Raw genomic sequence first — 21779 nt, forward strand, 5'->3', positions numbered from 1 at the left:
CGCTCCCCTCCTCCTAAGGAACCCCAACCATGCGCAACTCCTCCCTCCGCCGTGCCTGCATGGCGCTCGCCGCCGTCTCCTCCCTCGCCCTCGCCGCCACCGCCTGCGGCGGCACCACCAAGGAGGACGTCAAGAACGAGAGCGCCGGCTCGGCCGACTCCGGGGCCACCGCCAACCCCGACGCCGAGCTGAAGAAGGGGCTCACCGTCGGCTTCCTGCCCAAGCAGGTCAACAACCCCTACTTCACCTCCGCCGACAAGGGCGGCGAGGCCGCGCTGAAGGAGCTCGGCTCCAGCTACAAGGAGGTCGGCCCGTCCAGCGCGACCGACACCGCCGGCCAGGTGTCGTACGTCAACACCCTCACCCAGCAGCAGGTCGACGCGATGGCCGTGTCCGCGCAGGACCCGGGCGCGCTGTGCACCGCGCTGAAGCAGGCCATGAGCAATGGCATCAAGGTCGTCACCTACGACTCCGACACCAAGCCCGAGTGCCGCAACGCCTTCGTCTCCCAGGCGTCCGCCGAGGACCTCGGCCGCACCGAGGTGCAGCTGCTCGCCGAGCAGATCGGCTACAAGGGCGAGATCGCGATCCTGTCCGCCGCGCAGACCGCGACCAACCAGAACATCTGGATCGACTACATGAAGGAGGAGCTGAAGGACCCCAAGTACAAGGACATGAAGCTGGTCAAGGTCGCGTACGGCAACGACGACGCCCAGCAGTCCTTCCAGCAGACCCAGGGCCTGCTCCAGGAGTTCCCGAACCTGAAGGGGATCATCTCCCCGACCACCGTCGGCATCAAGGCCGCCGCCCAGTACCTGTCGGGCTCCAACTACAAGGGCAAGGTCAAGCTGACCGGCCTCGGCACCCCCAACGACATGCGCAAGTACGTCAAGGACGGCACCGTCGACGCCTTCGAGCTGTGGGACCCGGCGAAGCTCGGCGACCTCGCCGCCCGTGTCTCCGTCGCCCTGGTCTCCGGTCAGATCACCGGCAAGGAGGGCGAGACCTTCAAGGCCGGCGACACCACGTACACCATCGGCAAGGACGGCGTGATCAGCCTGGGCAAGCCGACCGTGTTCGACGCCAAGAACATCGACCAGTTCAACTTCTGATCCCAGACTCTCCTTCCGGAAAGGGCTGTTGATGCAGCGCGTGTGCTTCCTGCTGAAGGTCAGGGCGGAACGCCTCGACGAATACCGCGAGCGGCACGCCGCCGTGTGGCCCGAGATGCTCGACGCGCTCAGAGCCACCGGCTGGCACAACTACTCGCTGTTCCTCCGCGAGGACGGCCTGCTCGTCGGCTACCTGGAGACCGAGGACTTCCAGGCAGCCGTGGCCGGTATGGAAGCCACCGACGTCAACGCCCGCTGGCAGGCCGAGATGGCGCCGTTCTTCGAGTCGTTGGACGGCGCCCGGCCCGACGAGGCCATGAAGCCCCTCACCGAGGTGTTCCACCTCGCCTGAAACCCCCCTCGCCCGAAACCCCCTCTCGCCCACGTCCCTCGCCGACAATGGAGTCCCCCGAGATGAAGAGACGTACGCTGCTGGGTGCCGCGCTCGCCGGTACCGTCGCCGGTCCCCTGCTCGCCGGCGGCACCGCCCGCGCCGCCGACCCCGGCCCCTCGGTCACCCTGACCGGCAGCACCCTGCTGGACAGCCAGGCCATCTTCTTCGTGTCGTACGACGGCCTGGTCAACAACAACTCGTTCCAGAAGAACGGCCTCCTCACCTACAAGGGCTACCAGTACGCCGTCTGGTACACCGCCGACCGCAACGCCGTCGTCGGCCGCCGCAAGTTCCCCTCCAGCACGTGGGAGACCGTCAAGGTCGGCCACACCCTGCGCTACAACGACTCCCACAACGTCATCTCCATGGGCGTCTCCCGGATCGACGGCCGGCTCCACCTCAACATGGACTCGCACAGCGACGGCTTCACCTACGTCAAGTCCGTCGCCGGCCTGATGGACAACCCGGACGCCTTCACCTGGACGGCGAGCCGCTTCGGCGCCCCCCAGTCCACGCTCGACGGCCTCGCCCTCACCTCCCAGTTCACCTACCCGCAGTTCGTCTCCACCCCCGAGGGCAGGCTCCAGCTCAGCTACCGCGTCGCCATCTCCGGCAACGGCCGCAACGCCCTCGCCGAGTACGACGGCACCTCCTGGACCAACCTCGGCGAGTGGACCAGCTCCACCGGCACCTACAGCAGCGAGCACGGCTCCAGCACCGCCCGCAACATGTACCTGCACGGCATCGACTACGACGTCAACGGCCGCCTGCACGCCCTGTTCACCTGGCGTGAGCAGAACGGCGCCGTGATGTGCTCCGGCGGCGGCATCACCAACCACGACACCGGCTACGTCTACTCCGACGACCGCGGCCGCACCTGGCGCAACAACGCGGGCACCCTCGTCGGCACGACGGGCGGCTCCGACCGGGTCTCGGTCACCGACCCCGGACTGGTCGTCGACCCGCTCAACCCGGACCACTCCCTGATGAACCAGGAGAGCCAGTTCACCGACTCGGCGGGCCTGCCGCACGGGATCATCTCCTACGTCCCCGGCCGCTTCGGCCAGTGCACGACGAACTACGTGTCCGACCGCACCCGCAACGGCCGCGCCTTCCACGTCCGCAAGAACGCCTCCGGCGCCTGGCAGAAGACCGAGATCCCGGTCCCGCTGGACTCCAGCCAGCGCACCAAGCTGATCCTCGACAAGTACGACAACGCCTACGCGATCTTCCCGTTCTGCCGGATCGCCGGAGCCTCCAAGGCATCCGGGTACACCGACTGGTCGATGCTCTACGACGGGGTGGGCGCCGGACTCAACGCCTTCGGCGAGGTGGTGATCGACGAGACCCGGATCCGTCAGGACAACTTCCTGTCGATCATGTACCAGGAGAAGTCCAGCGGCACGACGCCCTCGGCGCTGCGCTCGCTCAACTTCCGCCTGCCCGCCTGACCACCGCTGTTGGGGCGGCTCGACGGTAATGTGAAGGTCGTCCTGCCGCCCCTCGTCTCCCTGGAGGTCCCTGCCCGATGGCCCAGTCGGTGGGTATCAAGGACGTCGCACGCGCCGCCGGAGTCTCCGTCGGCACGGTGTCCAACGTCATCAATCGCCCGGACACCGTCGCGACCGAGACCCGGGCCCGCGTGCAGTCCGCCATAGACCGGCTCGGCTACGTCCGCAGCGAGTCCGCGCGCCAGCTGCGCGCGGGCCGCAGCCGGATCATGGGCCTGCTCGTCCTCGACATGGGCAACCCCTTCTTCGTGGACGTCGCGCGCGGCGCCGAGCGGGCCGCCCGCGAGGCCGGACTCGGCGTGATGGTCTGCAACAGCGCCGAGAGCGTCACCGAGGAGGCCGAGTACCTCTCCCTCTTCGCCGAGCAGCGGGTGCGGGGCGTGCTGCTCACCCCGGCCGACGCCACCGGCCGCAACATCGACTCCTTCCGCCGGCACGGCATCCCCTTCGTGCTGGTCGACCGGGTCTCCGAGGGCACCACCGAGTGCTCGGTGTCCGTGGACGACGTCGCGGGCGGCGCGCTCGCCGTACGGCACCTCATCGACGCGGGACACCGCTCCATCGCGTACGTCAGCGGCCCGCCCGGCTTCAACCAGGTCCGCGACCGCCGCACCGGAGCGCTGGGCGCGCTCGCCGAGGCCGGCCTCGGCCCCGAGCATCTGCGCGAACTGCCCACCGAGCGCCTCGACGTGGCCGCCGGCCGCGACGCCGGCGCCCGGCTGCTCGGCCTCGCCGACCGCCCCACCGCCGTCTTCTGCGCCAACGACCTGCTCGCCCTCGGCGTGCTCCAGGCCATGTACGCGGCCGGCGTGGGCGTCCCCGAGGACCTCGCCATCGTCGGCTACGACGACATCGAGTTCGCCGCCGCGGCGGCCGTCCCGCTCACCTCGGTCCGCCAGCCCGCCGTCACCATGGGCGCCCTCGCCGCGGAACTCCTCCTGGAGGAGACCGAGGAGGGTCCCCGCCAACGCCCGCACGCACACCGCAGGGTGGTGCTGCAGCCGGAGCTGGTGGTCCGTCACTCCAGCCTGTCGGCTCGCTGAACGGCGACGCGGGGCCCCGGGCGGGCACTCCCGCCCCCACCTGTGCTGAACTGGGACGCGGCCCGCACACCCACCGTCCCGGGAGCCTCGTTGACCGCGACCTACCGCCAGCCCGGCGTCGTCCTCACCGACCGCCGCTTCACCGTCCCCCTCGACCACGGCGACCCGGCCGGGGAGACGATCGAGCTGTACGCCCGCGAGGTCGTCGCCGGTGACAAGGCGCACCAGGACCTGCCCTGGCTGCTCTACCTCCAGGGCGGCCCCGGCTTCGGCGCCCACCGCTTCATCGGCAGGCAGGCATGGCTCGGCCGCGCCCTCAAGGAGTACCGCGTCCTCCTCCTCGACCAGCGTGGCACCGGCCACTCCACCCCCGCCAACCGCCAGACCCTCCCACTGCGGGGCGGCCCCGCCGCACAGGCCGCCTACCTCACCCACTTCCGCGCCGACTCCATCGTCCGGGACTGCGAGCTGATCCGCCGCGAGGTCACCGGCGGCGCCCCCTGGACCGTCCTCGGCCAGAGCTTCGGCGGCTTCTGCACGGTGACGTACCTGTCGATCGCCCCCGAGGCCCTGACCGCAGCCGTCATCACCGGCGGCCTGCCCTCCCTCGACGCCCACGCCGACGACGTCTACCGCGCCGCCTACCCGCGCATCGAGCGCAAGGCCGCCGCGCACTACGCCCGCTATCCGCAGGACATCGAACGCGCCCGCCGCATCGCCGACCACCTCCTCACCCACGAGGTCACCCTCCCCAACGGCTACCGCCTCACCGTCGAGGCGTTCCAGTCCCTCGGCATCCTCCTCGGCGGCGCCGACGGCAGTCACCGCCTCCACCACCTCCTCGAAGACGCGTTCGTGACCACCCCGCGCGGCCCGGAACTCTCCGACGCCTTCCAGGAACAGCTCCAGAACCAGCTGTCGTACGCCGCCCACCCCCTCTACGCCCTCGTGCACGAGGCGATCTACGGTCAGGACGCCCGCCCCACCGACTGGTCGGCCGAGCGCGTCCGCGCCGAGTTCCCCCAGTTCGACGCGGCCAAGACCCTCGCGGGCGACACGCCCCTCCTCTTCACCGGCGAGACCATCCACCCCTGGATGTTCGACTGCGACCCCGCCCTGCGCCCCCTGCGCGACACGGCCGACCTGCTGGCCGCCCACACCCCCTGGACACCCCTGTACGACCCGGCACGCCTGGCCGCCAACGAGGTCCCGGTGGCGGCGGCGATCTACCACGACGACATGTACGTGGACACCGCCCACTCGCTGCGGACGGCCGAGACCATCCGCGGCCTGCGCACCTGGGTCACGAACGAGTACGAACACGACGGCGTACGCACGAGCGGCCCGCGTGTCCTGGACCGCCTCCTCGCTTTGACAAGAGACGAGGCGTAGAGCACCCCGTCAGGGTCGCGGGGCTGTGTTCGCTATGCGGCTCCGCCGCGTGGGCGCGACCAGCCCCCACCGGCCCGCAGTCGAATAGCCTGCCGACATGACCGAACTGATCCCCATGCCGGAGGACTGGACCCGCGCCCTCGCCATCGTGGCCCACCCGGACGACCTGGAATACGGCTGCTCCGCAGCGATCGCCGCCTGGACCGGCACCGGCCGAGAGATCGCCTACGTGCTGGCGACAAGGGGCGAGGCCGGCATCGACACCCTCGCCCCGGAGAAGTGCGGCCCGCTGCGAGAGCGGGAGCAGCGGGCGAGTGCGGCCGTCGTCGGCGTGTCCACCGTGGAGTTCCTGGATCACCGCGACGGCGTCATCGAGTACGGCCTCGCCCTGCGCCGCGACATCGCCGCCGCGATCCGGCGCCACCGCCCCGAGCTGGTGATCACGCTCAACCACCGGGACACCTGGGGCGGTGTCGCGTGGAACACGCCCGACCATGTCGCGGTGGGCCGGGCGACGCTGGACGCGGCGGCGGACGCGGGCAACCGCTGGATCTTCCCGGAACTCGTCGAGCAGGGCCTGCAGCCCTGGAGCGGTGTGCGCTGGGTCGCCGTGGCGGGATCCGCCACCCCCACCCACGCCGTGGACGCCACCCCCGGCCTGGAGCGCGCCGTCCGGTCCCTGCTCGAACACCGCACGTACATCGAGGCGTTGACGGACGAGGACCCCGAAGACTACGTACGCAACTTCCTGACCGGCATGGCCCGCTCCACCGGAGAACGCTTCGGCGGCCGCCCCGCCGTGGCGTTCGAACTGTTCGGCCGCTGAGTGACTCGCCACCGTTCCGTATGCTGAACGATATGCAAGATCAGATGGCCGGCCGGGCCGACCTGCGCGGTGACTGCGGGAACTGCTTCGCACTGTGCTGCGTGGCCCTGCCCTTCGCCCGCTCCGCGGACTTCGCCCTCGACAAGGACGCGGGCACGCCCTGCCGCAACCTCCAGGACGACCACCGCTGCGGCATCCACGAGCGGCTGCGGCAGAAGGGCTTCACCGGCTGCACCGTCTACGACTGCTTCGGCGCCGGCCAGAAGGTCTCGCAGGTCACCTTCGCCGGCCGGGACTGGCGTACGGCGTCCAAGGCCGAGGCGCGGCGGATGCTCGAGGTGTTCCCGGTGGTGCGCCAGCTGCACGAACTGCTCTGGTACCTCACCGAGGCGCTCACCCTGCCCGCCGCCCGCCCGCTGCGCGCCGAGCTGGGCCGCGCCCTGGAGAAGACTCAGGGGCTGACGCGGGGCACCCCGGACGAGCTGGCCGTCCTGGACGTCGCGGCCCACCGCCAGGACGTCAACGTGCTGCTGTTGAGGACCAGCGAGCTGGCCCGGGCCGGGACGCCCGGCCGGAAGAGGAAGGAGCGCCGGGGCGCGGACCTGATGGGCGCCCGCCTCAGGGGTGCCGACCTGAGCGGAGCGAACCTGCGCGGCGCCCTGCTGATCGCCGCCGACCTCACCGGCGCGGATCTGCGCGGTGCCGACCTGATCGGGGCGGACCTGCGTGACACCGACCTCACGGACGCCGACCTGACCGGCGCGTTCTTCCTGACCCAGCCGCAGCTGAACGCGGCCCGGGGCAGCGCGGGCACCCGGCTGCCGGCGTCAGTCACCCGCCCGGTGCACTGGACAGCGAGCCTCTGACAGAACCCTTCCCGTGACCGGCTCCGGCTCCGGCGCGGCCGCCGCGGGCGTGCGCCGCTCCAGACGCAGCCGCAGCCCCTCCGGCATCAAGGTCAGCCGCTCGGTCACCCGCAGCCGGTAGCCGGGGTCGGGACGGAAGTCGTAGCGGCGCAGCAGGAGTCCCAGCACCAGCGTCGCCTCGTGCAGCGCGAACTGCCGGCCGATGCAGGCCCGCGCGCCGGTCCCGAACGGCTTGAAGGTGTGCGGCGGCCGGGCGCGTACGGCCCGGGCGTCGAACCGGTCCGGGTCGAACCGCTCCGCGTCCTCACCCCACACCTCGGGCGCGCGGTGCAGCATCGGGGTCAGCACCAGTGCCCAGGCGCCCCGCCGCATCGGGTGCTTCCCGCCCAGCACGGTGTCCTGCCGGGCCTCCCGTCCGAACGCGGGCGCGGTCGGCCACAGCCGCAGCGACTCGTCGAGCACCCGGCGGACATGACGCAGCTTGGCCACCTGGTCGTAGCCGGGGGCCGCCGCGTCGCCCCACACCTGGTCCACCTCGGCGCGGGCCCGGGCGGCGACCTCGGGGTGCCGGGAGAGGTAGTGCAGCGCGAAGGAGAGCGCGCCGGAGGTGGTCTCGTGGCCGGCGACCAGGAAGGTGATGACCTGGCGGCGCACGTTCTCGGGGGACAGCCGCTCGCCGGTCTCGGGGTGGGCGGTCGCCAGCATCCGGTCGAGCAGATCACCGCTCCCGCCGCCCGCCGCGCGCCGGGCCCGCACCAGGTCGTCGACGGTGCGGTCGAGATACGCGATGTCGGCCTCGTTGCGGCGGTTCGCGCGGCGCAGCAGCAGCGGTGCCGCCGGCGCGGGCACGGTGTTGAGCCGCTGCGCGTGGCTGAGCGTGCCGACCATCGCGGTGACGAAGGGATGTGGCCGGGGCCGCTCGAAGGAGCCGAAGTCGTGCCCGAACCCGGTGCGCGCGATGGTCTCCAGCGTCAGCTTGGTCATGTCCCCGGGCACGTCCACGGACCGTCCGGCCGCCGTCGCCCGGTCCCAGTGGTCGGTGAGCTGCCGTGCAACGTCCAGCATCATCGGGTGGTAGCCGGCCATGGCCTCGCGGCTGAAACCGGGGGCCAGTACGTCATGGGCGAGCTGCCAGTTGGGCTCGTGGTTGTACGCGGTGAACAGCGCGTCACCGACGACCGGCCGCAGATTGGCGATGCCGAGCCCCACGTGCTTGGCGAACCGTGTCTCGTCCGCGAGGTCGGCGGCGAGGTCCGCGCCCCACACGAACACGAACTCCTTCCCGAACACCCGGCGCCGGAAGATCGGCCCAAGCTGCCGGGCGTGGCGCAGGGAGTCCTGCAGGGGAGTGGTGCGGCTCACGCCGAGCACATCGCCCAGCAGCGGCAGCCGGTGCGGTGGATGCGGTATGCGGTGCAGCGCGGGCCAGCCCAGCTCGGCGCTGCGGAACCCCTTCGGAAGTGGTGCCCCCATGACGCGATCTCCCTTGATCCAGCGGCAGGTTGAGCGAGTTGTGTACGGGTTCGAGCTTGTTGTACGCGAGTTCAACAGCGCGCCTCAGTCTGCTGCCGCTGGTGAATCGACGTCAAGTAAGGTGCGGGCATGGCTGCGAACCAGGGCGGGCGCACCCGCCGTCGGCTCAGCACCGAGGAACGCAGGGAGCAACTCCTGGCGGTCGGGGCGCGGTTGTTCTCGGAGAGTCCGTACGACGATGTGTGGATCGAGCAGGTGGCGGAGATCGCCGGGGTCTCACGCGGGCTGCTGTACCACTACTTCCCGACCAAGCGGGACTTCTTCGCGGCCGTGGTGGAGCGGGAGAGCGAACGCATGCTGCGCATGACGGCACCGGTGCCCGGGGTGCCGGTGCGTGCGCAGCTCGCCGCCGGACTGGACACCTATCTGGAGTACGTCCAGGCCCACGCCCACGGCTACCGCGCCTTCCACAGCGCGGACGCGGCCGGCGACCGGACCGTGCGCCGCGTCTACCGGCGGGCGCTGGCGGTCCAGGAGCGCCAGATCGTCGAGGCCCTGGCCGCCGACCCCGAGTTCGGCCCGGATGTCGAGGGAAGGGCCGACGTACGGCTGGCGGTGCGCGGCTGGCTGGCGTTCACGACGGCCGTCTGTCTGGAGTGGCTGCGCGGGGCGGAGCTCACTCGGGAGCAGGTACGGGAGCTGTGCGCGCGGGCGCTGCTGGGGGTGGTCTCGTGAGCGGGCGGTGCCCGGTGGTTGGCGTGGACTCCGATCTCCGATAGGTTAGGCAAGGCTTACCTAAGGAGGTCTGGGATGGGTGACAGCCAGGAGTGGACGGCCGCGCCGTCCACGGCGGAGCGGGCCCGGTCCGTGCTCGCCACCGCGTGGTCCTGCGCGGTGACCGCGGGCGGCGGGCGCGAGGAGTTCGTCGGCGCGCACACCGTCACCGAGGACGGCCGCGTCCTGTTGCGCGTGCCCGTGGACAGCGCGCTGCTCACCGCCGCGATCTGCGCCCCGCGCGGCGAGCCGTCCGCCGTGCTGGAGTTCGCCGACGTCGCACCCGTCCCGGTCCGGAGCCGGATCCGCGCCCGTCTGTGGCTGGCCGGCTGGTTCAGCCCCGAGGGCGACGACCACCTCGCCTTCACGGCCACCCGCGTCGTGCTGAAACAGCCCACCGGCGCCGTCGTCGTCGGCCTCGACGAGTTCGCCGCCGCCGCGCCCGACCCGCTCGCCACCGCCGAGGCGCAGCTGCTGACCCACCTCGCCGACGCCCACCCCGACGCCGTCGAGCGCCTCACCCGGCTCGTCGGCGACGACAGTCTGCACGGCGCGGTCCGCGTCCAGCCCCTCGCCGTCGACCGGCACGGACTCACCCTGCGCATCGAACGCGCCCGCGCCCACGGCGATGTACGGCTGCCCTTCCACACCCCCGCCGACGGTGTCGCCCAGCTCACCGAACGCATGCACGCCCTGCTCGCCCAGGCGAGCCGCGCCGCCTGCCCGCGCGCCCTACAGCGGCAGCGCGCAGACGGCGACGGGTGACGCGAACGGCTCGCCCGCGAGCCGCAGCCCGCCGCTGTCCGGGTCGACGTGGAAGACGCTGACCGTGCTCGATCTCTGGTTGGCCGCGAACAGCAGCCTCCCGTCCGGTGACAGGGCGATCTGGCGCGGGAAGTCCCCGGCCACCGGCACCGTGCCCAGCAGCCGCAGCCGGGCGCCGTCCGCCTCCACCGCGTACCGCGCGAGCGTGTTCGCGCCCCGGTTGGCGAGGTAGGCGAACCGGCCGTCCGGTGAGACCACCGGCTGCGCCGGGTAGTTGGTGCCTGCACCCGATCCGGTGGACTGCGGCGCGCCGATCGTCAGGCGGCCCGTCGACGGGTCGTAGGCGCAGACCGTGAGCGTGTCGTCGACCTCGTTGGCCAGGTAGGCGTACCGCCCGCCGGGATGGAAGGCCAGATGGCGCGGGCCGGCGCCCGGCCGGGTGCGCGCCCGCGCGACCTCCCGCAGCGTGCCGGACCGTTCGTCCAGGAGGTAGCTGTAGACGGTGTCCGTACCCAGGTCCACGGCCAGGAGGTGGCCGCCGTCCGGGGCCGTGACGAACTGGTGGGCGTGCGCGGGCCCGCGGTGCGCGACCAGGTCGCCGCGCGCGCCGAGCGCCCCCGACGCCTCGATCCGGTGCACCGCCACGCTGCCCGAGCCGTAGTCCGCGCTCAGCAGCCAGCGCCCGCCCGGGTGGACGGACAGATGACAGGGGTGCGCCCCGCCCGTGGCAGCGCTGCCCAGGACCGTACGGTCGGCCGGTCGCACGGCGGTCACGGTGCCGCGCTCACGCTCGTTCACCGCGTACAGCGTGCGGCCGTCCGGGTGCAGGGCGAGATACGACGGGTCGGCGACGCCGGTGATCGTGCCGCCGCCGGTGATCCGTCCCGACGCGGGGTCGTACGAGGCCACCCCGATGCCCCGGCCGCCGCCCTCGGCGGAGGTGTAGGTGCCGAGGTAGAGGGCACGGGGGGAGGTCCCGGAGGGCGCCGTGCTCCGGGACACCGCCGGGTGCTCCGTGTCCGGGCCGTCCGCGCAGCCCGCGACGGACCCGCCCGCGGCCGCCACGGCGCCGAGCGCCCCGACGAAGCGGCGCCTGCTCCAGCCGCCGACCGCCGCTGCCGTCCCACTGCCCATGTCCGCACCCTCAGGTCGCCGGCCGTCCCGTCCGAGACAGCCACCTTGACGCCGGGGACGCCGGAACGCAAAGGCCGGGCGGGCGCCGGAGCGGGGAACCGGCTACCAGTCGCCGTCCTGCACCGGCTTGCCCGGCGCGTCCTTCAGCGGCTTCACCTGCCCCGGGGACGGCGGCTGCCACGGGTCGAGGTCGTCGCCGAGCCACTCGCCGACCGGCTTGACCGCGCCCAGCGCGTCCGTGGGGGAGAGGTCCTCGGCGTCCTGGTCGTAGTAGTCGAACCAGGGCAGCCCCGCGGCCGTGTACGCGGCACGGTCCACCGGGGAGGGCGGCGGGGCCTCGCCGGTGATGCGGCGCCACTCCGGGGGCGTCACCAGGTGCACGAAGACCCGGCCGGCCGGTTCCTTCGCCCAGTCCTTCGGCGACCGGTCGTCCTGGTAGACCTCCTGCCGCATCGAACCGCCCACCCCGAGCCCCATCGCGGCGGCGGCCCGCGGCGCCGCGGCCGGTGCGGCCGGTGCGGCGGCGGCCATGGGCGCCGACACCCCGCCGGGAGCGGGCGGCGGCGCGCCGTCCCCACCGCCGAACCTCGGCCGGGCCAGGCGTCGCTGGGCCTCGTGCCACTCGGCGAGCCTCTGCTCGTTCAGCCGGAACGCCTGCAGCTGGATGCCGCCCCAGACCTCCTCGCCGGTGACCTGCCCCTCGACGGTCGCCCCGAGTCCGAGCGGCACGGCCACGAACTGGCGCACGGTGCCCTTGCCGGAGTTGATGCCGTCCAGCCAGGGCTGGCGGGGCAGCACCACGTAGTTCTGCGGGTGCCGGGAGAGCCGGTCGCTCCACCGCTTGCCGGACACCGCGCACACTTTGCCGACCCCGACCTGCAGCGCCGCGGGCTCCAGGCTGCCGGCGAAGCTCAGCCACATCGCCTCCCGCAGATACACCGGCAGCATGACGCCACCGCGGGCGAGCCACTCGGCGGGCGCGGTGTCCGGATAGTCGGAGATCCGCCGCACCGGGAACTGCCCGAGGCCCGGCGGCAGCGGATGGGTGCCTGTCTCGGGCAGCCGCAGGGTCCGCATGAACCGCACCGCCACACCGCCCGGCAGCCGCAGCGTGTCCCCGTCGATGCGTACGGTGCTGTCGGTCATCCCTGGTACCCCCTCGCCGTCGTGCACAGTGACGTCACGTAGAACGACGGGCGGCCGCCCCGCGGTTCCGCCACCGGTGGCCGGAAATCCACTTCCGCAGCCGGGTGAGCCGGGGGAGAGGTGAGTGCCGTTCGCGCCCCTGGCGGTCCAGTTCCTCCAGCAGCCGGCGTGAGCGGTGCTCGGTGTCGAGCTCGTCGAGGATGCGGTTGACCTCGGTCAGCACCGCACCGTACAGCTGCCAGTGGCGGGCGTCGCGCTGGACCTGGTCCGCCAGCAGCTGGGCGAGCTTGTCACGGGTGGTGGCGGCCTGGCGCAGCTCGGCGGCCAGCCGGGCCTCGGCCGCGTCGGCGTTCAGGCTGACATGTGTGGTGACCAGCACGGCGAAGCTGACCACCGCGTCGGCGACCTCGGACAGCAGCTGCTCCACCGTGGCGCCGGTCTCGGCCGGGAAGAGCGGCTCGGGCTCGCGTTCCTTGGCGAGGTCGGTGAGGGTGCGGGCGAGCACTCGCAGCACGACCGTGCAGATCTCCAGCGTGTCCAGCCCGGTGCGCAGCACGATCCGGTGGAGCAGGCCCTCCTTCACACGCGGGTTGAGCCGCAGACTGTCCTCGGCCTGCCGCAGGGCCGCGTCCACCTCCACGATGTCGTGGTCGAGGCGGCGCGCCTCGTGCAGCCGGGCGGCGGCCCGCTCGACCGGCGTACGGCCGGCCGCCTCCTCGCCGACGCGCAGCATCAGCTGCCGCACCCGGCGGGCCAGGCCCTCGATCGACTCGCCGGCCTCGTCCACCCAGACCGGCGGGGCGAGCAGCAGATTGCAGCCGAGACCCACCACCGCGCCGATGAGCGTCTCCACGACCCGCGCCCATGCCGTGTCGCCGACGGTGGTGACACCGAGCACGAGCATCGCGCTGATCGCCACCTCGGGCACGTACTCGTCGACGCGCACCACATGGCCCACGGCCAGCGAGGCAACGATCAGCAGCGCCAGGCTCCACCACGTCAGACCCACCAGCAGGCTGAAGGCGATGGCGACGAGGACACCGGCCACCACCGCGTTCACCCGGCGGATGCCGTTGGTGAGCGTGGCGTACAAGGTGACCTGGACGACCAGCAGCGCGGTCAGCGGCGCGGTGAGCGGGGCGGCCTCGGGGGACAGCCGCAGCGCCACGACATAGGCGAGCGTCGCGGCGACGGCCGAGCGCAGCGTCTGCACGACCACGGGGTCGCGCCGCAGCCGCGCCACTCGCGTCAGCGAGGCGACACCCTCACGTACCTCTAGCATCCCTTGGCCTGTTCCCCATCCCTTGTGAACTCGAACGTCCCTTTCAGGACCGGAGCTGTCCGCAAGGGTTCCTACATTGTTCACAGGAGCCGGAAAAAGACCAGGAGCGGGGAGTCGGGGGTCAGGCGTACACCTTGTCGAGGAACGCGGCGAGGTTGCCCCTCGTCCGGGCGATCTGCTCCTCCAGGGTGAGGCTCTCCTCGAAGCGCACCCCGGACTCCGGGACCTTCCTGCCGCGCAGATACAGGGAGCAGGCGAGGTCCGTGCACATGTACAGGCCCACCGAGTTGCCCTCGCGGCCCGCCGCGCCGGCCTTGCGCGCCGTCATCAGGGAGACGCCGCCACCGGGATGGGTGGTCAGGCACAGCGAACACAGGCTGCGGTGCAGGAACCCGCGCCGGGAGGTCGGGAAGCGCAGGGCCACCCCGACCGCCCGGCCCTCTCTCTCGGTCACCAGATAGCTGCGGTCCGGCGCCCCGGGATCCCGCCAGCCGAGGAAGTCCAGGTCCTCCCAGAGACGTTCGCCCAGATCACGCGGTACCGCCAGGCGCTTGGCCTCTCCCTTCGAGCAGTTGACGAAGGAATTGCGGATGTCCTGCTCGGTGAGCGGGCGCATGGGGACAGCCTCCAGTGACATGGTTCGATACCGAAACCTAGGGGGTCTAGGTTTCACTCAGGGTAGGGAGCCGGGGGTGGACGAAGCCAGTGAATTCCCCGGAGGAGCCCCTCACCCATGGACGCCATGAGCCGCCTGCCAGGCCAGCCTGCGGTCGGCGTCCTCGCCGATCGTGGTCAGGAGCTCGTCCAGCGCGAGGAACTCCTGCCACGCCTCGTGGCCGCCGGCCCGCGCGAGGAGGTCCACGACCCGGTCCTCCAGTTCCGGCACCCGCTTGTTCTTCCATGTCTTGTCGGCGATGCTCACCAGCAGGTCGTTGACGCCGACGCCGGGCTCCGCCCATGCGGCGTGGGTCGCGGCGAACCGTGCCCGGCTGGGGGGCACCCCGCGGGCCAGCAGCAGATCACGCCCGGCCTTCTCGTGCCGGCCGCCCGGGCCGGACAGTTCGGCCGGGTGCAGCACCTTGCCGATGTCGTGCGTGGCGGCGCCGTAGAGCACCGCCGCCCGGTCGACCTCCAGCTCGGGACACCGCCGCACCACCCAGTCGACGAGCTGCGCGGCCACGTCGTGCACGGCCCGCAGGTGGGCCACCAGCCGTGGCGGCGCGGCCAGTTCACCCAAGAGGTCGGCCACGTCGTGGGGCAGCGGGCGCAGGGGAGGGTCGGTGGTCTCTTCCAGGGCGATCGACAGCAGGTGCGCGGCGGTGGTCATCGCGTCAGCGTAAGTGCCAAGCGGCGCAGCCGACTTGCGCGGGGGGTGGGGCGTGGGCGACTCCTCGCTACGAGCACCGACTGCTGCTCTCCGAGGCCGAGTTCCAAGACGGCGCGGCGCGCCCGGGCGTCGCGGCATCGCGCGTGGTGGCGGTCGGCGAGGACCACCTGCTGATGACGTCACCTCGTGCAGACGGGCCACCTGGCGGCCCAACTCCGTGCGCAGGCGCTCCCCGACGACGCCCGCCGCTACCGCGCCCGACTGGCCCGGCCTGTCGACGAGTTGGCCGCCGTGCTCCGGTCCGGGTATTCCGCCCTGGACGAGGTCACCAGCCTCCGCCTGGTCCACTTCGACCTCTGGCCCGGCGACATCCTCGTCGACGGCTCGGCGGGCACGCCACGGATCGGCGGCCTGATCGACGGTGCGCATGTTCTGGGGAGACCCGAGACCGTCCCGCGCGGCGCCGACACCGGCCGCGACAGCGCGACATCGACGTACTCACCGCCACCTCGGACCTCGACGTTTCGCCGCGGCTCGCGGAGGTACTCGCGGGTTCCTCATTCGGTCAGGATTTCCCTGACTTTCCGCGACAGGAAGGGAGCACCTCGTGGCCGAGCAGCCGGATGCCATGGACCGGGGCGGCGAGCGGGTGCCCCGGGACATGCAGGATCAGCAGGCCCGCCCCGGTGAGGACCCGTGGGAGGTCTCCGCGACGAACCGACCGGACGACTCCGACGACGATGACGACGAGGACGTGCCGGACACCGACGAGGCCGGCACCGGCCGTCAGGGTGCCCCGCACGCGGCGACCGTGAACCCCGAGCACCCCACCCCGGACGAGTCACCGGCCTGAGCACGCGCACGCCCAGGGACCGCCTCGGCGCAGGTCGGCAACCGGCCCGCGCCGAGGCACCGACGTTCCCCGAAGGTCGGCCGATCAGCCGACCTTCCGCCCCCGCAGGGGCTCCGTCGGCGCGCCCGCGCCGCCCCGCAGGCCCTGCAGGAACTCCTCCAGTACCTCGGGCGCCGCACGCTCCGGCCGCCACCCGAGCTCGACACGCGCGCGCGTGCAGTCCATCAGCGGCAGCCGCAGCACCGCGTCGAAGAGATGCGGGGACGCCGGCAGCAGATGCAGCCCCCAGGCCGCCGCGATGGCGGACCGGGCCGCCGTGCGCGGCAGCCGCACCGGGCGCGCGTCGAGCATCCCGCCCAGCAGCTCGGCGTCGACCGGCGGCTCGGCCGCCAGGTTGAACGCACCGCGCACCTCGGCACGCAGCGCCAGCCGGTACGCCTCCGCCGCGTCGTCCGTGTGCAGCGCCTGCACCCGCAGCCCGGGGATGTCCGGCAGGAAGGGCAACAGGTCGGGGCGGGCCAGCGGGCCCGGCAGGAAGCGCCCGCCGAAGATGCGCCGCTGCTCGCTCGCCGACTCCCGCTTGAACAGGAACGCCGGCCGCATCCGCACCACGCGCACCTCCGGGTGCTGATGCTCGAAGCCGTCCAGCGCTCGCTCCAGATATGCCTTCTCCCGGCAGTACGCGGCGCCCGGCCAGCCGTGCGTCGGCCAGGACTCGTCCACCGCGTGGTCCTTCGGCCCCGGCGAGTACGCCCCGACGGAGGACGCGTGCACCAGCACCGGCACCCGCGCCGCCGCCACCGCCTCGAAGACCCGCATGCTCCCCAGCACATTGGTGCGCCAGGTCACCGCCGGGTCGTGCGTCGGCTGGAACGCCCAGGCCAGATGCACCACCGCGTCGGCCCCCGACAGCAGCCCGGCCACGTCCGCGCGCTCCGAGCCGAGGTCCACCGTGGCCCACTCCGTCTTCGCCGGAGACCACTGCGGGACCCGTCGCGCCAGCCCCACGATCGACTCGACCTCGGGGTCCTCCGACAGCAGCCGCACCACACTCGTACCGACGTTGCCGGTGGCACCCGTCACGACCACCCTGCTGCTCACGCTCGTCTCCTCCCGCCGTACGGAACGGACGGGACGAGTACCCGGCCCCCGCGGCCTGACGCCGGGGCATCGGAGAGCCCCGCCCCGCGTCACCCGCCGGGAACGGACCCGAACGGGCTCTCCGCCAGGCGCGCCAGCAGCCGCGCCGGGTCGTCGTACACCGCCTCCGCGCCCGCCTCGACCAGGTCCCCGCGCGGGATGCCCCCGCACAGCACCCCCACGCACCGCACTCCGGCCCGCCGCCCCGCCCGCATGTCCCACACCGTGTCCCCGACGAACACCGCCCGCTCGGCCGGTGCCCCGGCCAGCTCCAGCGCGTGCTCCACCGGCTCCGGCGCCGGCTTGCCCTCCTCGACGTCGTCGGCGCTCGCCGTGGCCGCGATGGCGTCGTCGGCGTCGATGGCCCGCCGCAGCGCCGCCAGCTCGGCGCCGCTCGCCGAGGTGGCGAGCACCACCGTCCAGCCCTCGCCGTGCAGCCGCCGCAGCAGCGCCCCGGCGTCCGCGAGAGCGGGCAGCCGGTCGAAGTACTGGCCGTACAGGGCCTTGTGGGCGGCGTCGAGGCCGTCGTCCTGCCGGGTGTCGCGGTCCTCGCCCAGCAGATGGGCGACCAGGTCGGCGGAGCCCAGGCCGACGGCCCGGTGCACGGCGTGCATGGGCACCTGGTGACCGGCCTGCCGGAACGCCTCCCACCAGGTGGTGACATGCAGATGGTTGGTGTCGACGAGCGTCCCGTCGACGTCGAAGACGGCGGCACGGTTCATCAGGTGATCCTCCCTCGTGCGCCCGGGTACCACGTCAGCCGGCGGCCACCCGGTCCGGCAGCCGCCCCTCCCGGGTCCAGGCCAGCAGCTCCGGCGCCGACCAGGTCGTCACGACCCGCTCGTCGGGCACCCCGCACTCCTCGGCCCGCGCACACCCGAGGACCTGCCAGTCCAGTTGCCCGGGCGCGTGCGCGTCCGTGTCGAGCGAGAACAGCGCCCCGGCTTCCACCGCCCGGCGCAGCAGCCGGCGGGGCGGGTCCAGCCGCTCGGGCCTGCTGTTGATCTCCACGGCGGTCCGCGACTCGGCGCACGCGGCGAACACCTCGTCCGCGTCGAACTCCGACTCCGGCCGCCCCCGCCCGGTCACCAGCCGCCCCGTGCAGTGGCCCAGCACATCCGCGTGCGGCTCCCGTACGGCCGTCACCATGCGCCGGGTCATCGAGCGGGCGTCCATGCGCAGCTTGGAGTGCACCGACACCACGACCACGTCGAGCCGGTCCAGCAGCTCCGGCTCCTGGTCGAGGGAGCCGTCCTCCAGGATGTCGCACTCGATGCCGGTCAGCAGCCGGAAGGGCGCCCAGGTCTCGTTGAGCTCCGCCACCACGTCCAGCTGCCGGCGCAGCCGCTCCGGGGACAGTCCGCGCGCCACGGTCAGCCGGGGCGAGTGGTCGGTGAGCACCGCCCACTCGTGCCCGAGCGCGGCCGCCGCCCGGCCCATCTCCTCGATCGGGCTGCCGCCGTCCGACCAGTCGGAGTGCACATGGCAGTCCCCGCGCAGCAGCGCCCGCAGCCGTGCCCCGCCCTCGGAGAGCGGCGCCCCGACCTCGCCCTCCAGCTTCCGCAGATAGGCCGGTACCTCGCCGGCCAGCGCCTGTCGCACCACCTCGGCGGTCTTCGGCCCGACGCCCCGCAGCGACTCCAGCGTCCCCGCCGCCGCCCGCTCGGCGACCTCCCCCTCCGGCAGCCCCTCCAGCACCCGGGCCGCCGTACGGAAGGCCCGTACGCGGTACGTCGGCGCCAGGGAGCGCTCCAGAAGAAAGGCGATCCGGCCCAGCGCCTCCACGGGATCCATGCCCACCTCCTGCCACCAGGGTTCCCCAAGCCCCCACACCCCGCACGACGGACCGCCCCGGGCGGTACCGATTCGTCCCCCTATGCGGTTTCCGCTCTACCCTCTATGGCATGACCGAAATCGCGAGCCCTCATATCTCACAGCCGCGGATCATGGTGCTCGGGGTACAGCCGGGCGAGCCGCCTTTTCGCATCGTGGAAATCGATGGCGAAGTGGTCGGCGAGGCGAGGACCGTGACGGACGTCCTCGAGACCGCCGCCGCGTTCGGTATCACGGTCCACGACCTGGATGATCCGGACGTGGTGCGCTGGGTCGGCGGCGACCGCTACACCTGGAAACCGCGTACCTGGATCCGCGGATCGTGAAGTAGACGCTGTCATGTAGACGCGGGACACGGTCATAAGGAGCCGGACGTGGCCTCGGGCAGGGTCAGGGCCGCGTCCAGGCTCGGCGCGGGCGGCAGCAGCTTGGACAGGCCGGTGGCGCGCAGGATCCGCAGGGCGAGCGGATGCGTGCACACCAGGCGCAGTTCCCCGTCCCGGTCCTGGACGCGGGTGCGGGCCCGGTAGAGCAGCCGCAGCCCGGAGCAGTCGAAGAAGTGGATGTGCGTCAGGTCGATCACCAGCCGGGGTTCGGCCCCCCGGGTCGCGGCGTCGAGGTGCGGAATGATCTCCACCGCCGCGGCGATGTCGATCTCGCCCCGGAGCTCCAGCACCGTGAACCCCCGCTCCTGGCGGACGCGCACATGTGAGGACTCCACGGCGGACTCCTCCTGCACGACGACATCGCCTCCCACCCGCTCCAACTGGGCCCCCGCCCCAGCAAGTTACCCTCGAACGAGTGAATTGGAGCATGTTCGATTGACATATGTCTTCGAATTCTGACCGACTTTTTTCGTGTCGTGAGCGAAGCCCTACGAAAGCGCCTGCCACGCCTTGGACAGGGCTGACCGGAACTGTTCGGTCTGATGCGCCGTGAGCTCACCCACCATCCGCTCCTCCAGTTCCCGCACCGGCCCGGCGTACCGGGCGAGCAGCTCCCGCCCCGCCTCGGTGAGCAGGATCAGCAGCTCCCGCCGGTTGCGCGGATTGCGCTCCCGGCGCACCAGGCCCCGGCTCTCCAGTGAGCGCACCAGGTCGGCGATGGACTGGGCGGTGACGAAGGAGTCGCGGGCCAGCTGTGCCGCCGACAGTCCGTCGTGTCGCTCCAGCACGGTCAGGGCCGTGTACTGCAGTGCGGTGATCCCGGACGGCCTGACCAGCTCGTCCAGATGGGAACGCACCACCAGCTCCACCTGCTTCACCATGTACAGCAGGGACGGGGGAGCCTTGGTTGTCTGCGTGCCGACCATGGGATCGAGCGTAGAGCATTGACAGGAAACCTGTCTGTAAAGAGACTGCGAACCAAGTGGGGACCAACAGGAATCCTGTTGGTTGAACTTTTGGCTGACGGATCTTGGCAACGACGCTGAGGAGTGGGCGATGACCACCTTCGAGACCGACCCCGGCAGACTGTTCATCGGCGGACAGTGGCGTGAGGCCGCCGACGGAGCGCGCACCGAGGTGGTCGATCCGTCCCGGGGCACGGTCGTCACCACCGTCGCGGAGGCCGGCCCCACCGACGTGGACGCCGCCGTCACCGCCGCCCGCGAAGCCTTCGACGCCGGGCAGTGGGCCGGCCTCAGCGGCCGCGAACGGGGCCGGATCCTGCACCGCGTCGCCCAGCTCATCCGGGAGAACGCCGACGACCTCGCCGAACTGGAGAGCCTCGACGTCGGCAAGCCGATCACCCTCGCCCACGCCGTCGACGTCACCAACGCGGCCAACGACTACGAGTACTACGCCGCCCTCGCCTTCAGCCTCGACGGCGCCACCCGCGACACCCCGCTCAACGCCCACGCCTACACCAGCCGCGGCCCGCTGGGCGTCGTCGCGGCGATCACGCCCTTCAACTTCCCGCTGATCCTCGCCGGCACGAAGATCGCCCCGGCCCTCGCCGCCGGCAACACCGTCGTCCACAAGCCCGCCGACGAGACGCCGCTCAGCGCCCTGTACATGGCCGGCCTGCTCCAGCGCGCCGGCGTCCCCGACGGTGTCGTCAACGTCGTCACCGGCAGCGGCCCGGTCGCCGGCGAGGCCCTGCTGCGCCACCCCGGCATCGACAAGATCGCCTTCACCGGCTCCACCGCGGTCGGCCGGCACGCCGCGAGCGTCGCCGGCGAGGCCCTCAAGCCCGTCACCATGGAACTCGGCGGCAACGCCGCCCACCTCGTCTTCGAGGACGCCGACCTGGAGCGGGCCGTCGGCGCGGTCATCAAGGGCTTCGTCTTCAACACCGGCCAGTTCTGCATGGGCGGGCCGCGCCTGCTGGTGGCCCGCTCGGTCTACCCCACGCTGCTGAACATCCTCGCCGAGGCCGTCCCCGGCGTCCCCGTCGGCGACCCGCGCCGGCCCGAGACCGTGGTCGGCCCGATGGCGGGGGAGCGGCACCTGCGCAAGGTCGAGGAGTACGTCGACCTGGCCCGCAAGGAGGGCGCCCGGATCGTCTGCGGCGGTGAGCGCCTCGACCTGGACGGCGGCTACTACTACAAGCCCACCGTGATCGCCGACCTCCCGAACGACTCCCGCGTCGTGCAGGAGGAGGTCTTCGGCCCGGTCCTCACCGTCCAGCCCTTCGACAGCGAGGACGAGGCCGTCGCCCTCGCCAACTCCACGCCGTACGGCCTGGCCTCCGGCATCCAGACCAGCAGTCTGACCCGCGCCCACCGGATCGCCGACCGGCTCCGGGCCGGGATCGTCTGGATCAACGACTGGGCGATGCTCGACCCGGCCGTCCCCTTCGGCGGCGTCAAGAACTCCGGCTTCGGCCGCGAGTACGGCCCCGAGGCGCTCGCCGCCTACACCAAGGTCAAGTCCGTCGTCGTCTCCCTCGACTGAGCGCACCCCTC

23 protein-coding genes are annotated in these 21779 nt (G+C 72.4%); 12 read left to right on the top strand and 11 right to left on the bottom strand.

Translation table 11 applies throughout. The features are described 5' to 3' along the window. Window positions 1-29: 29 nt before the first annotated feature. From rhaS to ACH5AC_RS16150, 7 genes are all read left to right on the top strand, one after another. Window positions 30-1112 carry a rhamnose ABC transporter substrate-binding protein gene (gene rhaS / locus ACH5AC_RS16120; protein WP_398862432.1) on the top strand — a complete coding sequence of 361 codons (1083 nt, stop codon included), beginning with the start codon at window positions 30-32 and terminating at the stop codon, window positions 1110-1112. Between the two features lie 31 nt (window positions 1113-1143). After that, entirely contained in the window at window positions 1144-1464 is a 321-nt protein-coding gene (locus ACH5AC_RS16125) for an L-rhamnose mutarotase (protein WP_398862433.1), read from the top strand. 62 nt (window positions 1465-1526) lie between these two features. Next, window positions 1527-2957: a BNR repeat-containing protein gene (locus tag ACH5AC_RS16130; RefSeq protein ID WP_398862434.1), complete on the top strand. Its 1431-nt coding sequence runs from the start codon at window positions 1527-1529 to the stop codon at window positions 2955-2957. 77 nt (window positions 2958-3034) lie between these two features. Beyond that, window positions 3035-4060 carry a LacI family DNA-binding transcriptional regulator gene (locus ACH5AC_RS16135; protein WP_398862435.1) on the top strand — a complete coding sequence of 342 codons (1026 nt, stop codon included), beginning with the start codon at window positions 3035-3037 and terminating at the stop codon, window positions 4058-4060. A gap of 90 nt (window positions 4061-4150) precedes the next feature. Next, entirely contained in the window at window positions 4151-5452 is a 1302-nt protein-coding gene (locus tag ACH5AC_RS16140; protein WP_398862436.1) for an alpha/beta fold hydrolase, read from the top strand. 97 nt (window positions 5453-5549) lie between these two features. Then, entirely contained in the window at window positions 5550-6278 is a 729-nt protein-coding gene (locus tag ACH5AC_RS16145) for a PIG-L deacetylase family protein (RefSeq protein ID WP_398862437.1), read from the top strand. Window positions 6279-6310: 32 nt separating this feature from the next. After that, on the top strand, window positions 6311-7144 hold the full coding sequence (locus ACH5AC_RS16150; RefSeq protein WP_398862438.1) for a pentapeptide repeat-containing protein: 834 nt from the start codon (window positions 6311-6313) through the stop codon (window positions 7142-7144). On the opposite strand, the gene ACH5AC_RS16155 is transcribed toward ACH5AC_RS16150, so the two are convergent. Beyond that, window positions 7106-8617: a cytochrome P450 gene (locus ACH5AC_RS16155; RefSeq protein ID WP_398862439.1), complete on the bottom strand. Its 1512-nt coding sequence runs from the start codon at window positions 8615-8617 to the stop codon at window positions 7106-7108. The genes ACH5AC_RS16150 and ACH5AC_RS16155 overlap by 39 nt on opposite strands. A 129-nt stretch (window positions 8618-8746) precedes the next feature. Between ACH5AC_RS16155 and ACH5AC_RS16160 the strand changes: the two genes are divergently transcribed. Together ACH5AC_RS16160 and ACH5AC_RS16165 are read left to right on the top strand one after the other, a co-directional pair. Beyond that, on the top strand, window positions 8747-9352 hold the full coding sequence (locus ACH5AC_RS16160) for a TetR/AcrR family transcriptional regulator (RefSeq protein WP_398862441.1): 606 nt from the start codon (window positions 8747-8749) through the stop codon (window positions 9350-9352). 75 nt (window positions 9353-9427) lie between these two features. After that, a complete protein-coding gene (locus ACH5AC_RS16165; RefSeq protein WP_398862442.1) occupies window positions 9428-10156 on the top strand; it encodes a DUF2470 domain-containing protein in 729 nt (242 codons plus the stop codon). Here the strand turns inward: ACH5AC_RS16165 and ACH5AC_RS16170 are convergent. From ACH5AC_RS16170 to ACH5AC_RS16190, 5 genes are all read right to left on the bottom strand, one after another. Next, complete coding sequence (locus ACH5AC_RS16170; RefSeq protein ID WP_398862443.1) at window positions 10124-11290, bottom strand: lactonase family protein; 1167 nt, start codon at window positions 11288-11290, stop codon at window positions 10124-10126. The genes ACH5AC_RS16165 and ACH5AC_RS16170 overlap by 33 nt on opposite strands. A 102-nt stretch (window positions 11291-11392) precedes the next feature. Further along, on the bottom strand, window positions 11393-12436 hold the full coding sequence (locus ACH5AC_RS16175) for a hypothetical protein (protein WP_398862444.1): 1044 nt from the start codon (window positions 12434-12436) through the stop codon (window positions 11393-11395). A 34-nt stretch (window positions 12437-12470) separates the two neighbouring features. After that, the gene (locus ACH5AC_RS16180) at window positions 12471-13718 is read right to left on the bottom strand and encodes an aromatic acid exporter family protein (RefSeq protein WP_398862445.1); all 1248 of its coding nucleotides are present in this window, start codon (window positions 13716-13718) and stop codon (window positions 12471-12473) included. Window positions 13719-13839: 121 nt separating this feature from the next. Then, complete coding sequence (locus ACH5AC_RS16185) at window positions 13840-14334, bottom strand: FBP domain-containing protein (protein WP_398862446.1); 495 nt, start codon at window positions 14332-14334, stop codon at window positions 13840-13842. 111 nt (window positions 14335-14445) lie between these two features. Continuing rightward, window positions 14446-15045, bottom strand: coding sequence for an HD domain-containing protein (locus tag ACH5AC_RS16190; protein WP_398862447.1), 600 nt, complete (start codon window positions 15043-15045; stop codon window positions 14446-14448). A 607-nt stretch (window positions 15046-15652) separates the two neighbouring features. Here ACH5AC_RS16190 and ACH5AC_RS16195 point away from each other — a divergent pair. Next, window positions 15653-15898, top strand: coding sequence for a hypothetical protein (locus ACH5AC_RS16195; RefSeq protein ID WP_398862448.1), 246 nt, complete (start codon window positions 15653-15655; stop codon window positions 15896-15898). Between the two features lie 84 nt (window positions 15899-15982). Here ACH5AC_RS16195 and ACH5AC_RS16200 read toward each other — a convergent pair whose 3' ends face one another. The 3 genes from ACH5AC_RS16200 to ACH5AC_RS16210 all read right to left on the bottom strand — a co-directional run bounded on the left by ACH5AC_RS16200 (window position 15983) and on the right by ACH5AC_RS16210 (window position 18832). After that, complete coding sequence (locus ACH5AC_RS16200; RefSeq protein WP_398862449.1) at window positions 15983-16999, bottom strand: SDR family oxidoreductase; 1017 nt, start codon at window positions 16997-16999, stop codon at window positions 15983-15985. Window positions 17000-17088: 89 nt separating this feature from the next. After that, window positions 17089-17760, bottom strand: a complete 672-nt coding sequence (locus ACH5AC_RS16205) for an HAD family hydrolase (RefSeq protein ID WP_398862450.1) — start codon at window positions 17758-17760, stop codon at window positions 17089-17091. 34 nt (window positions 17761-17794) lie between these two features. Beyond that, window positions 17795-18832 (bottom strand): PHP domain-containing protein, encoded by a 1038-nt coding sequence (locus tag ACH5AC_RS16210; RefSeq protein WP_398862451.1) that lies wholly within the window; start codon window positions 18830-18832, stop codon window positions 17795-17797. Between the two features lie 110 nt (window positions 18833-18942). Here ACH5AC_RS16210 and ACH5AC_RS16215 point away from each other — a divergent pair, with 110 nt between their 5' ends. Continuing rightward, complete coding sequence (locus ACH5AC_RS16215; RefSeq protein ID WP_398862452.1) at window positions 18943-19197, top strand: hypothetical protein; 255 nt, start codon at window positions 18943-18945, stop codon at window positions 19195-19197. Between the two features lie 32 nt (window positions 19198-19229). Here ACH5AC_RS16215 and ACH5AC_RS16220 read toward each other — a convergent pair whose 3' ends face one another. Both ACH5AC_RS16220 and ACH5AC_RS16225 read right to left on the bottom strand, forming a co-directional pair. After that, complete coding sequence (locus tag ACH5AC_RS16220) at window positions 19230-19592, bottom strand: anti-sigma factor antagonist (RefSeq protein ID WP_398862453.1); 363 nt, start codon at window positions 19590-19592, stop codon at window positions 19230-19232. Between the two features lie 153 nt (window positions 19593-19745). Further along, the gene (locus ACH5AC_RS16225; RefSeq protein ID WP_398862454.1) at window positions 19746-20183 is read right to left on the bottom strand and encodes a MarR family winged helix-turn-helix transcriptional regulator; all 438 of its coding nucleotides are present in this window, start codon (window positions 20181-20183) and stop codon (window positions 19746-19748) included. Between the two features lie 130 nt (window positions 20184-20313). Between ACH5AC_RS16225 and ACH5AC_RS16230 the strand changes: the two genes are divergently transcribed. Then, the gene (locus ACH5AC_RS16230) at window positions 20314-21768 is read left to right on the top strand and encodes an aldehyde dehydrogenase family protein (RefSeq protein ID WP_398862455.1); all 1455 of its coding nucleotides are present in this window, start codon (window positions 20314-20316) and stop codon (window positions 21766-21768) included. Window positions 21769-21779: the final 11 nt, after the last annotated feature.

The organism is Streptomyces sp. NPDC018693, from assembly GCF_044391385.1.
Classification (GTDB): domain Bacteria; phylum Actinomycetota; class Actinomycetes; order Streptomycetales; family Streptomycetaceae; genus Streptomyces.

Excerpts from the sequence above, each read along its gene's own strand:
- rhaS (WP_398862432.1), top strand. The coding sequence starts at position 30 with ATGCGCAACTCCTCCCTCCGCCGTGCCTGCATGGCGCTCGCCGCCGTC.
- ACH5AC_RS16215 (WP_398862452.1), top strand. The coding sequence starts at position 18,943 with ATGACCGAAATCGCGAGCCCTCATATCTCACAGCCGCGGATCATGGTG.
- ACH5AC_RS16145 (WP_398862437.1), top strand. The coding sequence starts at position 5,550 with ATGACCGAACTGATCCCCATGCCGGAGGACTGGACCCGCGCCCTCGCC.
- ACH5AC_RS16155 (WP_398862439.1), bottom strand. The coding sequence starts at position 8,617 with ATGGGGGCACCACTTCCGAAGGGGTTCCGCAGCGCCGAGCTGGGCTGG.
- ACH5AC_RS16225 (WP_398862454.1), bottom strand. The coding sequence starts at position 20,183 with ATGGTCGGCACGCAGACAACCAAGGCTCCCCCGTCCCTGCTGTACATG.
- ACH5AC_RS16160 (WP_398862441.1), top strand. The coding sequence starts at position 8,747 with ATGGCTGCGAACCAGGGCGGGCGCACCCGCCGTCGGCTCAGCACCGAG.
- ACH5AC_RS16170 (WP_398862443.1), bottom strand. The coding sequence starts at position 11,290 with ATGGGCAGTGGGACGGCAGCGGCGGTCGGCGGCTGGAGCAGGCGCCGC.
- ACH5AC_RS16125 (WP_398862433.1), top strand. The coding sequence starts at position 1,144 with ATGCAGCGCGTGTGCTTCCTGCTGAAGGTCAGGGCGGAACGCCTCGAC.
- ACH5AC_RS16175 (WP_398862444.1), bottom strand. The coding sequence starts at position 12,436 with ATGACCGACAGCACCGTACGCATCGACGGGGACACGCTGCGGCTGCCG.
- ACH5AC_RS16185 (WP_398862446.1), bottom strand. The coding sequence starts at position 14,334 with ATGCGCCCGCTCACCGAGCAGGACATCCGCAATTCCTTCGTCAACTGC.
- ACH5AC_RS16165 (WP_398862442.1), top strand. The coding sequence starts at position 9,428 with ATGGGTGACAGCCAGGAGTGGACGGCCGCGCCGTCCACGGCGGAGCGG.
- ACH5AC_RS16230 (WP_398862455.1), top strand. The coding sequence starts at position 20,314 with ATGACCACCTTCGAGACCGACCCCGGCAGACTGTTCATCGGCGGACAG.
- ACH5AC_RS16210 (WP_398862451.1), bottom strand. The coding sequence starts at position 18,832 with ATGGATCCCGTGGAGGCGCTGGGCCGGATCGCCTTTCTTCTGGAGCGC.
- ACH5AC_RS16150 (WP_398862438.1), top strand. The coding sequence starts at position 6,311 with ATGCAAGATCAGATGGCCGGCCGGGCCGACCTGCGCGGTGACTGCGGG.
- ACH5AC_RS16180 (WP_398862445.1), bottom strand. The coding sequence starts at position 13,718 with ATGCTAGAGGTACGTGAGGGTGTCGCCTCGCTGACGCGAGTGGCGCGG.
- ACH5AC_RS16190 (WP_398862447.1), bottom strand. The coding sequence starts at position 15,045 with ATGACCACCGCCGCGCACCTGCTGTCGATCGCCCTGGAAGAGACCACC.
- ACH5AC_RS16205 (WP_398862450.1), bottom strand. The coding sequence starts at position 17,760 with ATGAACCGTGCCGCCGTCTTCGACGTCGACGGGACGCTCGTCGACACC.
- ACH5AC_RS16135 (WP_398862435.1), top strand. The coding sequence starts at position 3,035 with ATGGCCCAGTCGGTGGGTATCAAGGACGTCGCACGCGCCGCCGGAGTC.
- ACH5AC_RS16130 (WP_398862434.1), top strand. The coding sequence starts at position 1,527 with ATGAAGAGACGTACGCTGCTGGGTGCCGCGCTCGCCGGTACCGTCGCC.